This window comes from Pyxidicoccus xibeiensis, from assembly GCF_024198175.1.
In the GTDB taxonomy this organism is placed as follows: Bacteria; Myxococcota; Myxococcia; order Myxococcales; family Myxococcaceae; genus Myxococcus; species Myxococcus xibeiensis.
Window position 1 is genome coordinate 514,771 of sequence record NZ_JAJVKV010000002.1, and the last position, 12,398, is coordinate 527,168.

Annotated in this window: 9 protein-coding genes; all 9 read right to left on the minus strand. The window is 72.9% G+C overall.

Features of this window, described 5'->3' with window-relative positions; genetic code table 11:
- Nucleotides 1-22: 22 nt before the first annotated feature.
- The 9 genes from LXT23_RS10115 to LXT23_RS10155 all read right to left on the minus strand — a co-directional run bounded on the left by LXT23_RS10115 (nt 23) and on the right by LXT23_RS10155 (nt 12,388).
- Nucleotides 23-1,825, minus strand: a complete 1,803-nt coding sequence (locus LXT23_RS10115; RefSeq protein WP_253979907.1) for a diguanylate cyclase domain-containing protein — start codon at nt 1,823-1,825, stop codon at nt 23-25.
- A 119-nt stretch (nt 1,826-1,944) separates the two neighbouring features.
- Complete coding sequence (locus LXT23_RS10120; RefSeq protein ID WP_253979908.1) at nt 1,945-3,405, minus strand: CHASE2 domain-containing protein; 1,461 nt, start codon at nt 3,403-3,405, stop codon at nt 1,945-1,947.
- An 8-nt stretch (nt 3,406-3,413) separates the two neighbouring features.
- Complete coding sequence (locus tag LXT23_RS10125; RefSeq protein ID WP_253979909.1) at nt 3,414-4,583, minus strand: FecR family protein; 1,170 nt, start codon at nt 4,581-4,583, stop codon at nt 3,414-3,416.
- On the minus strand, nt 4,580-6,562 hold the full coding sequence (locus LXT23_RS10130) for an OmpA family protein (RefSeq protein WP_253979910.1): 1,983 nt from the start codon (nt 6,560-6,562) through the stop codon (nt 4,580-4,582). Before LXT23_RS10130 ends, LXT23_RS10125 begins: the two co-directional genes overlap by 4 nt.
- A 4-nt stretch (nt 6,563-6,566) precedes the next feature.
- Complete coding sequence (locus LXT23_RS10135) at nt 6,567-6,950, minus strand: response regulator (protein WP_253979911.1); 384 nt, start codon at nt 6,948-6,950, stop codon at nt 6,567-6,569.
- A 108-nt stretch (nt 6,951-7,058) separates the two neighbouring features.
- The gene (locus tag LXT23_RS10140; protein WP_253979912.1) at nt 7,059-8,420 is read right to left on the minus strand and encodes a sigma-54-dependent transcriptional regulator; all 1,362 of its coding nucleotides are present in this window, start codon (nt 8,418-8,420) and stop codon (nt 7,059-7,061) included.
- Nucleotides 8,417-10,540: a PAS domain-containing sensor histidine kinase gene (locus LXT23_RS10145; RefSeq protein WP_253979913.1), complete on the minus strand. Its 2,124-nt coding sequence runs from the start codon at nt 10,538-10,540 to the stop codon at nt 8,417-8,419. Before LXT23_RS10145 ends, LXT23_RS10140 begins: the two co-directional genes overlap by 4 nt.
- Nucleotides 10,541-10,661: 121 nt before the next feature.
- Complete coding sequence (locus LXT23_RS10150) at nt 10,662-11,582, minus strand: type VI immunity family protein (RefSeq protein ID WP_253979914.1); 921 nt, start codon at nt 11,580-11,582, stop codon at nt 10,662-10,664.
- Nucleotides 11,579-12,388 (minus strand): hypothetical protein, encoded by an 810-nt coding sequence (locus tag LXT23_RS10155; protein ID WP_253979915.1) that lies wholly within the window; start codon nt 12,386-12,388, stop codon nt 11,579-11,581. Before LXT23_RS10155 ends, LXT23_RS10150 begins: the two co-directional genes overlap by 4 nt.
- Between the last annotated feature and the right edge of the window lie 10 nt (nt 12,389-12,398).

Below are 12,398 nucleotides of genomic sequence, written 5' to 3' on the forward strand. Positions count from 1 at the left end.
TACACCCTCCGCCCGGGTCGACTCACCCCGGGTGGGCGGGCTTCCGCTCCGCCTTCGCCCGGGCCAGCGCCGCACGTGCCCGGGCCAGGGTGCCCTGTGGGTCCTCTTCGCCCTCCACGCCGATGGCCGCGGTCACCACCTCCGGCGCGCCCGGATCGGCACGGAGCTGCTGGCGCAGGCCCTCCGCGCCGGACGCGTCCACGCCAGGGAGCGCCACCAGCAGCGTCCCGCCCTCCCAGCGCACCGCGAAGCCGGATGGCGCACCGAAGCGTTCCACGCGGCGGGCCACGTCGCGGAGCGCGGCGTCTCCCGCGTCGAAGCCGCGCGTCGCGTTGAGCGTGCCCAGCCCGACCAGGTCCACCAGCAGCAGGGTGAAGGGCACGCCGTCCCGGCGGCACCGGCCAATCTCGCGCAGCAGCCGCTCCTCGCCCGAGCGCCGCGTGTCCAGGCCCGTCAGCGCATCCACGCGCAAGAGCCGCTCCCGCTCGTCTCGGGCGGGGGCGGCGCTGCCCAGGTCGGAGAGCGTCAGGAGCTGAGCGATGCCACCCGGTACCGGGAAGGGGCGCGCCACCCACCGCAGCCTCCGGGGCCGGGGCCGCTCCAGGGCCACCGTGAGGTGGAAGCCTCGGGAGGACTCGGAGGCCAGGTCGAGCTGCCGCAGCGCGAGCGCCGGGTCCGCCGTCAGGCCCGCCACGTGCTGGCAGAACGCCTCGAACGAGAGCGCCGGGATGCGCTCCGCGGGCAGGCCCAGCAGCTCCGCCAGCGCGGAGTTGCATGCGAAGGGACGCCGCCCGGGGGCCACCAGCAGCACGGCCACATCCAGCGCCTGCACCGCGTCACGCAGCAGCGCCAGCGCGGATGCCTCCGTGAGCGCCGGCTCCAGGGGAGCGCGTCCGGTGTCCCGCCGCCCCTGGGCCGCCTGTCTCACGCGCGCCTTCTGCTCCAGGTCCCCGGCCACGCGCCCGGCCAGCTCGCGCAGGGCCGACAGGTCCTCGGCGCCCAGCATGAGGGGGCGCGTGTCGATGACGCACAGCGAGCCCAGCACCTCTCCGCTGGAGGTCAGCAGTGGCGCCCCCGCGTAGCTGCCCACGATGCCGTCGCGCACCAGCGGGTTGTCGCGGAACACCGGGTGTCGCGTCGCGTCCGGCACCACCAGCGGCTCGCGGCCCTGCACCACGTGGTGGCAGAAGGCCCAGTCCCTCGGCGTGCCCCGGTCCTGCGCGAGCGACGGCGGCAGCCCGACGTGCGCCTTGAACCACTGCCGCTCGCCCAGCACCAGCGACAGCAATGCCACCGGCACGCCGAAGGCCTGCGCCACCTCCGTCACCAGCGCCTGCAGCTCCGCCTCCGGAGGCCCCTCGTCCACCAGCTTCAGCGTCTCGATTCGCGCCAGCCGCTGCTGCTCCAGCTCGGCCGAGGACTCCGGCGGTGGAGGAGGGGGCGCGCGCTGGCCTGCAATCACCCGCCGCATCGTGTCCCGCATCAGGTCCACCGACGCGCGGCGGCTCAGGAGCGAGTGGATGCCCAGCGCGTCCTTGAGCTGCCACGCGCGGACCCGCAGCTCATCGAAGGCCGTCACCACCACGACGTGGGTGCCGGCCGCGTCGTCACGCTCCCGCAGCCACGTCAGCAGCGCGAAGCCGTCCACCCGGGGCAGGGCCAGGTCCGTGACGAGCAGCGTGGGCGCGCTGCGCTGGCGCACCACCTCCTGCGCCTCCGCCCCATCGCGGACCACGACGCCTTCCAGTCCTTCCCCCTGGATGAGCGAGAGGAGACCGGCGGCACGAGCAGGGTCGGGCTCGGCGATGAGGGCATACAGAGCCATGACTGTTGGATGCTGCCACGGATGGCCCGTTGCAGGCGCTACCAGCCGGGCCGACAGGCGCCTGAACATCTCGGCTTACGAGAGTTTCGCGATTACGGCGGAATCGCGAGCCGCGCGGCTCAGTGTCGGCTGCCGTCATCCGACGCCGTGCCCGCGGCTGCGGAGACCGTGGGCGCACCCGCCGAGGTCGACTGGGGGTAGCGGACGAACAGCCGCCGCAGCGCGCCCCGCTGCCGGACGAGCTCGTCGGCGCGCGTCACCGAGTCCACCAGCAGCATCAGCGTCAGCCCCACCCACACGGGGACCAGCGGCACCACCCAGCCGAGGTCCGCCGCCAGCCAGCCGACGAGTGCCAGGTGGAGCAGGCCCAGGAGCAGCGCCGCTCGCAGCACCGCGCCCAGGGAGCGCGCGCGGCGGCAGAACAGCATGAAGGCCAGCAGCACCGCCGCCGTCTCCAGCACGCCCACCCCCGCCACGAGGCCCGAAGAGAGCATCAGCCGCCCCCAGCGGAGGTTGTCCAGGGCGAAGGCGTGAATCTCCACGCCGGGTACCGCGACCAGTCCGGGCAGCGTGCTCTGGCCGTGCAGGCCCGTCGCGGTGACGCCCACGAAGACCGTCTTCCCCCGCAGCGCCAGGTCCAGCCCCACGGAGTCCGGGTCCGCGTGCAGCACGTCCGCCAGGCTCACCCGGGGCAGCCAGTCCGGCGCGGGAAGCCGCATCAGCGGCGCGCCCTGGTCCGTGGCAGCCAGCGCTCGCAGCGACTCGGCCCGCTCCGGCGTCAGGTGCAGCGCGGTGGCCAGCGCCAGCGAGGGCCAGGCCCTTCCGTCCACGCCCACCGCGTAGGGGTAGCGACGGATGACGCCGTCACCGTCCACCAGCATGTTCAGCGTGCCGCTGCCGCGTGCCGCCATGCGCAGCGGGGCCAGGCTGCCCGCCAGGCTCCGGGCCTGGAGCCGCAGCGCGTCCGCGGGCAGGGGCAGGGAAGCACCGGCCGCGGCAGCGTCGTCCACGGGCGTCATCGCCGGCACGTCGTCCGTCAATGCCGCTGCCCCCAGGATGACACCGGCACCCTCCGAGAGCGCCTCGGCCAGCCGGGCGTCCCCGTCCTGGGCGTGCACGCGCGCCTCCAGGTCCGCCACCAGGGCCGCGCCCGCGGGCTGGTCCGCCAGTCCGGAGGCGCGCAGGGCCGCCAGCACGTCCTCGCCCAGCTCCAGCGCGTCGCGAGGGCCGGGCTGGTCGAAGATGACGTCCACCGCCACCGCCGCCGGTCGCCGCGACGCCAAGGCGCGGAAGGCCCGGGCCCAGGTCGCACGCGACAGCGGCCAGCGCTCGCCCAGCGCCGCGAGCGCCCGGTCATCCACCTCCACCAGCACGAGGTCCGCGCTCGGGGGCACCGCCGGGAGCAGCCGGCTCACCGCCTGGTCGTACAGTTCCCGCTCGAGGAAGCCGGGCGCGCCGCCGGTCGCCGCCGTCACCACGGCCAGGGCCAGGCCTGCCAGCGCGCCCAGCGCCCGCGGCACGGCGGGGCGTGGGGGCCTGGGGCTGGAGCTGCGGGAAGGCTCGGCGGGGCTGGGAGGCATGGGGACGCTCAGGGCCGGACGTCGAAGGCGAAGATTTTCGAGGGGAAGCCCACGAAGCCTTCGCCATCCAACGCCACCACCCGCCAGAACCACTTGCCCTGGTCCAGGTTCGTCACCGCCAGCTCCGCGGCCGGGGCCTCGTGCGTCCGCACGCCCGCGGCGAAGTCCGCCGTGCGGGCCAGCTCCACCCGGTACGCCCGGGCGCCGCTCACCGCACCCCACGTCAGCCGGGGCGGCGCGGCGAAGGTGCCGTCGCGAGGGTCCACCATCGTCGGCGCCTTCAGCAGCGGACGCGGCGGCTCCGGCGCGCTGTCCGGCAGTGCCCGCGAGCCGTAGCCCTCGATGACGTCCAGGTCGCCCTTCTTCGCGATGAGCGCCACCCGGCCCTCCAGCGTCTCCAGCCGGTGGGTGCCGTCCTCCTGCGCGGTGACGCGGAAGTGCGTGCCCCGCACGCCGGCCACCGCGCTGCGCGTGCGCACCTCGAAGAGGGAGCCCTCCCCGCTGGGCGCCGCGTCCGCCTCCACCGTGCCGCGCAGCAGCTCCAACTGCACCTTGCGCCGCAGGTTCGCCATCAGCTCGATGGTGCCCAGCCGCAACGAGCTGTCCGCCATCAGCCGCACCCTGCTGCCGTCCGCCAGGGCCAGCTCCACGCGTGCGCCCGGCCCCGTGTGCAGCAGCTCGCCCGAGTAGAGCGCGTCGCCGGGAGCCCGGGGGCGCAGCTCCGCCGCGGCCGTGCCCGCGGACACCTCGCCGCTGGCTGCCCGCACCCGCGCCACCGCCGGCTGCGCGGGGCGCTCGAGGTATGCGAGCTGGAGCCGGGCCGCCTCTCCCGGAACCGACGGAGGCGCCACCACGGAGACGCGCGTGCGCGGCAGCCCCGCCGCCACCAGCACGTCTGCCGCCGCCTTCGCCACCGCCAGCCCCTGGCCGTCCAGCCGCTCCGCGTCCGGCAGCCGCGCCGCCAGCGTCACCGAGCGGATGGCGGGCCGCGCCTTGAGCGCCTCGGCCACCTGCTTCAGGCACGCCTCGGTCTGTGGCCCCTTCGGCGCCAGCGGCCGGCCGGTTTCGATGAGCCCGCCCTCGAAGCGCAGGCTGCCGCAGGGCCCATCGGCCTCCGCCGCCAGGGCAGGGGAGGCCACCAGCACCAGCGCCATCATCCAGGCAGCAGTCCGCTTCACGGCGAGCCTCCCTCCGCCGAGGGGTCGGCGACCTTCACGATGTTGAACTCGACGCGACGGTTGTTCTCCCGCCCCTTCGCCGTCGCGTTGGTGTCGACGGGCTTCGTCTCGCCCTGGCCCACCGCCTCCAGCCGCTCGGCCGCGATGCCCGCGTTCACCAGGAAGGCCCGCACGTTGCTGGCGCGGCGCTGCGACAGGTCCAGGTTCTGTGCGTCGGCGCCCTGGTCGTCCGTGTGGCCCTCCACGCGCACCCGCTCCAGCTCCGGGTGGGCCTTGAGCACCGACGCCACCTGGCCCAGCAGCGGGAAGGACTTCGCGAGGATGACGTCCTTGCCCGTGGCGAAGTAGACCTTGTCGAGGATGAGGATGCGCGAGCCGTCCACGCGCACCTGGGACTTGCCCTTGTCCGGGCACCCGTCTTCGTCCTTCGCGCCGTTGATGGCCTCCGCCTCCAGCGGGCACGCGTCCGACGCGTCCGCGATGCCGTCGCGGTCATTGTCGGCCTCCGCGCAGCCATCCGCGTCCTCGAAGCCGTCCACGTCCTCGGCCACGCGAGGGCACCGGTCCTCACCGTCCAGCAGCCCATCCCCGTCCGTGTCCACCGGCGCGGGAGGAAGCACCATGGGGGCTGGCGCCTGGGCGGGCTGGCCGTCCTCGCCCACCGGGCGCCATGCGTCAGGGTCGTCCGGGCAGCCATCTGCTTCCTCGAACGCGTTGCGCGTCTCCGCCTCGCCCGGGCACACGTCCGGGCCATCGAGGATGCCGTCCCCGTCATCGTCCGGGTCCAGGCAGTCGTCCTCGTCCTGGAAGCCGTCGAAGTCCTCGGGCCCCAGGGCGCACGCCACCGCGGCAGGCTGCGTGGAGGCCGGCGCGGGCGTCCAGGCCAGCCCCGCGAGCACACGGAAGCCCGGCGTGCCGTAGCCGCGCGTGAGCCCCGGTCCGGCGCCCAGGTGCGCGGCCAGCCCCTCTCGGAAGCGGTACTTCATCGCGGCGAGCACCTCCAGCGGGCGCTCCTCCGTGTTCGACTCCTTCAGGCCCAGCGCGCCCGCGAGCGTGCCCTCCGCCGACAGCGCCTGTGTCAGCGGCACTTCCGCGCCCACCGCGTAGGCCACCTCGTTGCCCACGCGGAGGTTTCGCAGCTGGGCCTCGCGCCGCACGTTGAGGCCCACGTTGGCCAGCAGCCGCAGCGACGGGCCGGCCCACTCCGCGACGAGCCGCGGCTGGAAGGTCAGGCTGTCCGAGCCCAGGAAGCTGGCGCCTCCCGCCGTCGGCAGCGTGAAGGGCGCCGCCACGGCCAGGTGCAGGCCCCCGTCGGTGGACAGCAGCCGCACCTTGGGCACCAGGCGCAGGTCTCCCACGCCCGTGGCCTGCGCACCGTTGGCGAAGCCGGGGGCAATGGCGCCGGCCGGCTCGGACGTGGTGGTGGAGAGGGGCAGCGACACGCCCAGCTCCAGCCGGTCGAACAGGGCGACGGCGCCCATGAGGTCCAGCGTGAGCTGGCTGTCGACGATGCGGTAGACGAAGGTGTCCTGACGCGGGTCCAGGAAGTTGAGCGGGTCGTTCGCGAAGTTGAGCGACACCCCCACGTTCCACGCCTGGTGCGGTGCCACGCGCGCGCCATGCAGCCCGAGCACGTCGTACGCGCCCGGGCCCGGCTTGTACTGCTGCACGTCGATGGCGTCCGACGCCGCGGGCTGGGCCAGGGCCACGCCGCCGGGCACCGCCAGCGCCACCACCATCCCCAGCAGGACCGAGGCCCGGCGCCTCGCGCGCAAGCAGCCGTCGACCACCGCGCGCCAGCCCCAGGAGAACGAGGCGATGGAGTCCGCGTCCGGGCCCTCCTCGGCCGGGTCCGCGCCCCCGCGCGTTGCGTCCGCGTCCGGAGGACACGTGGCGCCGCCGCGCGGCTCCTCCCCTCGCATGTCCCCCGTGCTCATGCCGGCGCTCTCCCGGGTGTCCGTGATGACCTGCCCCTTCATGTCATCACCGGGAGGCCATGAGAAGCTCGGAGACGTGCTGGGCCAGCGCGGGCAGGGGCTGGGGCTTGGGCAGGACCAGGTCCACGCCCAGCTCCCTCGCCCGGTCGCTGATTTCCTGCGTGGCGAAGGCGGTGAGCAGCACCACCCGCGTGTCGGGCGCGTAGCGGCGCACGAAGTCCGCCAGCATCAGCCCTTCCTCGGACTGGGTGCCGCTCAGGCGAAGGTCGCTGATGACCAGGTCGTACCGCCCCGTCGTCATCAGCCCCAGCGCTTCGTCCAGCGCCTGCGCGGAGTCCACCCGGTACCCGGCGCTGGCGAAGAACTGCCCCAGCACCCAGCACAGGGCGGACTCGTCATCGACAATCAGGAGGTTCTGGTTCTGGCCCACGGCCGCACCGTGAGCAAGCGCGGGGCCACGGGTCCGCTCCGCCCCGGCCCCTGGAATTTCCAGGGCTTGGGCGCCGGATTCGGACCGCCCCGACTGGAATTGTCCAGGTTACGGATCCGACTTCTGGAATCCGGATCGGTTGATGCCCAAACGTTTCAGGCGCTCATAGAGGGAGGAGCGGGGGATGCCGAGCCGGGCGGCGGCGCGCTCCACGTGGCCATTCTCGCGGCGCAGCACGCGCTCGATGTGGCGGCGCTCCAGCTCCTCGAGGGTGAGGTCCTCGTCGGCGCTGGCTTCGTCGGAGGGAGCCTCGAAGCGCAGGTCGCTCCGGGACAGGGGGCCGCCGCCGGACAGCAGCACGGCGCGCTCCAGCACGTTGCGCAGCTCGCGGATGTTGCCGGGCCAGGGGTAGCGCACCAGGGCCGTCTCGGCGTCCGGCAGCAGGCCCACGGCGCCGCGGCCCCGGGCCTTGCCCAGCTCCCCGAGGAAGTGCTGGGCGACGACGGGGATGTCCTCGGGGCGCTCGCGCAGCGCGGGGACGTGGAGGATGAGGGTGCTGATGCGGAAGTAGAGGTCGCTGCGGAAGCGCTTCTCGCGCGCGGCGGCGCCCAGGTCCTGGTGGGTGGCGGCGATGAGGCGCACGTCCACGCGCCTGTCCTTCACGTCGCCCAGGCGCCGGAAGCGCTGCTCCTCCAGGACCTTGAGGAGCTTGGGCTGGACGGCCACGTCCATGTCGCCAATCTCGTCCAGGAAGAGGGTGCCCTGGTCCGCCACCTCGAGCAGGCCCTGCTTGGCGGCGACGGCGCCGGTGAAGGCGCCCTTCTCGTGGCCGAACAGCTCCGAGTCCAGCAGCTCGCGCGACAGCGCCGCGCAGTTCATGTCCACGAAGGGCGCGTCCGCGCGCGGGCCTCCTTCGTGGAGCCAGCGCGCGAGCACGCTCTTGCCGCTGCCCGTCTCGCCGGTGATGAGCACCGGGCTGTCGCTGTGCACCACGCGCTCGGCCTGGGCCTGGAGGGTGCGGATGGCGGCGCTGGTGCCCAGGAAGGGGTTCACCGTGGCGTGCCCCGTGCCCGAGCGCTCCGCGCGCTGGCGCTGCCGCTCGCGCCGCTGCGCCACCAGCCGCTCCAGCACCACCTTGAGGACGGCCAGCTCCACGGGCTTGGTGAGGAACTGCTCCGCGCCCACCTTGATGGCCTGCACCGCCAGCTCGATGGAGCCATGGCCGGTGAGCACCACCAGCGGCACCGACGCGTCGATGTCCTTGAGGCGGGGCAGCAGCTCCAGCGCGGTGCCGTCGGTGAGGCGGTAGTCCACCACGGCCACGTCGGGGCGGGTGGTGCGGAAGGCCTCCTGCGCCTCGACGAGCGTGGTGGCCTCGTCCACGTCGAACCCGTGCGCGGTGAGGAAGCCCCTCATGCCCAGCCGGATGCCGGGCTCGTCTTCCACGAGGAGGATGCGGGTGCGCGTCATGAGGCCAGGGAGTCTACGGACTGCACGGCGGGAGGCGAGGAAACCGCCGGAAGGAGGAGGGTGACTTCGGCGCCCCCCGCGGAGTGGTTGCCCAGGCGGATGACGCCCTGGTGCTCCTCGAGGATGCGCTGGACGATGGACAGGCCCAGGCCGGTGCCGCCCCGGCGCTTGCTGAAGAAGGGCTCGAAGACGTGGGGCAGGTCCTCCTCGCGGAAGCCGGGCCCGCCGTCGCGCACCGTGCAGCGCACCCACTCGCGGCCCGCCTCGACCACGGCCTCCATGGCCACATGGACGTGGGTGCCCGGGGGCGAGTGCTGCACCGCGTTCTCCAGCACGTTGCGGAAGACGTGGAACAGGCGCCGCGAGTCCATGCGCACGCGGGGCAGCTCCGCCGGCAGCTGGGACACGACGGAGACACCGGCCTGCTCACCGGCCAGCGCGCACGCGGACAGGGCGTCCTCCACCACCGGGCGCACCGGGCCCTGCACCCACTCGCCGCGGGTGGGCCGGCCGTACTCGAACAGCTCCTGCGTGAGGTGGTTGAGGCGCTTCACCTCGCCGCGCAGCACGTCCACATAGGGCTTGAGCTCCGCGCGGGCGCCGAAGGTGGCCTCCACCGCGTCCACCACGGCGGAGATGGAGAAGAGGGGGTTGCGCACCTCGTGGGCCACGCCGGCGACGATGGCGCCCATCGCGGCCATCGTCTCGCTGCGGCGCAGGCTCGCCTGCAGCTCCAGCAGGTGTGTCACCTCGGTGGCCACCAGGATGATGCGCGAGTCCTCGCCGCCGGCCTCGTCCACCCACGCGGCGGACACCTCCCAGGTGCGGCGCGACTGCGGGTCCGTCACCTCGCGGGTGGCGCTGCCGTGGGTGCGGCGCAGCTCCTCCACCAGGAGCAGGGCGCCGGGACGCAGCGGGGTGTGGGGCGCGGTGACGAGCGGCTGGCCGGACGGGTCCGCTCCCTCGAAGAGGGCGATGGCGGCGGCGTTGAGGCGGTGGACGACTCCGTCCGCGCCGAGCACGAGCAGCGGCGAGGAGACGGCGTCGAAGGTGCGGCGCCACTCCTGGGCGGAGCGGCGGAAGCTGTCGTGGAGGCGCTGGCGCAGGTCGTCGGCGAGGCGCCGGTCGGTGATGTCGGTGACGACGCAGCCGACGTGCACCTCGTGCTGGGAGTCGAGCGCGGAGGCGGCGGCGCGGCTGCGCACCCAGCGCACGCGACCGTCGGCGCAGATGAGGCGGTGCTCCAGCTCCGCCTCCGCGCCGGGCGCGAGGGACTCGAGGCGCGCGCGGTAGCGGGCGCGGTCCTCGGGGTGGACCATGTCCGACCAGAGGGGCGGAGGGCCGCCGTCGGGGCCGGGCGCGGTGAAGGCGGAGGCGGGGTAGCCGGTGGTGCGCTCGATGACGGGCGTGCAGTAGAAGTCGCGCAGCACGCCGCCGCGCAGCTTGCCGCCCCAGAGGTAGTCGGGGAGCGAGCGGGTGAGGACGTCGAGGCGGCCCTCGTGCTCCTGGAGGCTCTGCTCCGCGCGCATGCGCTCGGTGAGCTCGGACAGGGCGGCGATGACGCCGAGCACCTTACCGCCGGCGCCGCGCACGCGCGAGTAGCTGCCGAACCAGAAGCGGGGCTCTCCGGGGGCGGCGGGCGTCTCCACCTGGAGGAGGGTGTCCTGGACGGGGGTGTCCGTGTCGAGGGCGCGCCGGAGGCGGGGCTCGAGGAGGCGGCCCAGCTCCGGCAGCACCTCGGTGACGCGGCGGCCCAGGTGGTCGGCGGGGCGCAGGCCGTTCATCGCGGCCAGCGCGGCGTTGACGTGGACGTAGCGCAGGTCGCGGTCGAAGAAGGCGAAGCCCACGGGGGTGACGTCCATGAAGGCTTCGCGCAGGGCGCTGGCGTCTCCGGCGCTGCGCAGGGCGGCGTCCCGCTCACCGCGCGCGCGCTCCCGCGAGTGGACGAGCAGCAGGGCCAGGGTGCCGGTGGTGACGAGCACCAGCGCGGCGGTGCCGAGGATGCGGGGCAGGGGACCCGCGGCCCGCGTGCTCCACCAGGCCCACTCGATGAGCATGGCGAGGACCGTGGCCGTGAGGACGGCCAGGAGCAGCTGGCGGCGGGAGGGGAACTCTTGCATGGGGTGGGGGCGCGAGCGCGGGAGCCTAAACCGGAATGGCCGGGCGGACTCTTGCGTCGAGGGGTGTCACGAACGACGCCCCGGTGGGAGGGCGGGCTGGGGAGCGAGCCCTCCTCGCGCGTCAGTCGAGGAACCGGCGCTCCCAGCGGCGCATGTCCTCCTCGGTGAAGCCGCTCCAGGGCCGGCGGCCGAGGAAGAGCCAGGGCTCCAGCACGCGTGCGAGCTCGCGGTATGGGGCCAGCGTGCGCTCCGGCTCGGTGTCACCCGCTACGGGACACCGGCCGAGGGTGACGACGGCACGGTCGCCTTCCAACTCCTGCACGGTGGTCTCGGGGGAGCGCAGATGGGAGCGCAGTCCCGCCGCGCCGCCCAACTCTCCGAGCACGGGCTGGCCCAGGAAGGTCAGCCAGTGCACTCCGTTCACCCGGGTCCCCATGTCGCTGTTTGCACGTCTCAGGTCTGGAATGCCCAGCCCCGGGTACTTGAAGCACCACTCGCGGACCTTGTGGGTCATCCCGAGCAGGTCCTCGTTGAAGTGGAAGCAGAGGCCCGCATGGCCGGAGTTGAATGGAAGCCTGGCGCCGAGCTCCAGTGCCAGCTCGCGCACTCGGGCCGGACCGTGTTCCTCCAGATACTCGGTGCGTAGCCAGAAGGTGAGTGTGGTCAGTTCCTCAGGAGTGGCATTGAATTCGGGGGAGTCGAGCGGCAGGCCGCGGTACAGGACTTCATGACCGAAGGTGCTTGAATCCGGTACTTCCATCAGGGTGAGTCGGGCGCCTTCAGGTCGCAACAGCTCGGTCCGAACGAACGCCCATCCATTCGCATCCAGTTCCTGCAGAGAGCCTTCGTAGTCCAGGTAGTACCCTGAAGACTTCGTACCGATGGCGCGCCGAAATGCCTCCAGGGCGTCAAGGACGGCGTGCATGACCTCGCAGTGCGCACGTCGCAGGTAGAAGGTGATGTTCACGCTGTCCCTGAGGAGCATGTACTGATAGCCGTCGAAGTGCGAGCAGAGACGGATATGTGGAAATGGGTCGTTCATCGACTGATTCCAAAAACAGGGCTTACGGTGGCAGGAAGATCGGCTCCGTTCAGGGCATCCTTATACATTTGTCCCTGATCCTTGGGATGGTAGGGGTGCTTCGGTGGGTAGGGCCTCCACTGGGCATGATTGTCGTTCGCGCATGGAAACTTGAAGTCATAAACACGCTGTACCTTCAGTGGGTTTCCTGTCTCGTGTAGCACCACGTCCGGCACCAGTGTTCCTACCAGCAGGTGGAGCCAGCCCGACCGAAGCCACTCCTCCACCTGCTCGCGGGAAATCAGCCGCGTCTGCTTCGTCTTCAGGTCGTACGCGTAACGAGGCTCGAGGCTGTAGTTTCCTGGAAAGAGCTTCTCCAGTGCCTCCTGGACACATCTCAGCGCCGCTTCATGTTTGAGCCGGCCCAGCTCGACCGCGCGCTTCACGTCCTGGTTCCACGGGTTCTTCACCACCTCGTCGCACTGCTCGCGCGTGGGTCGTTTCCCCTGCCCGAATTGCTGTTCATTCACCTCGAAATGGGCCTGCCTGGCGCACTCCTCCAGAAGCTCCTCGACACGACCCAGTTCCGCGGTGTCCAGCAAGCGCAGCACGACGGCCGTGGTGCGAACGGCGCCAGCACCGCGCAACAACCACGGCAGCACGGCGTCATCCCCCGTGGCGGCGTAGCACGCGGGACTGCGCATGCATGAGCTCGTGGCGGAGTCCATGCTCTGTGCGTAGCGCCCCGTACCTCCGCGTCTCGCGGGGGTCACGGTGCCGCACCCCACCAGCAGCACGCTCACGACGAGCATCCAGGCGTAGCGCATGCCCCTCCCT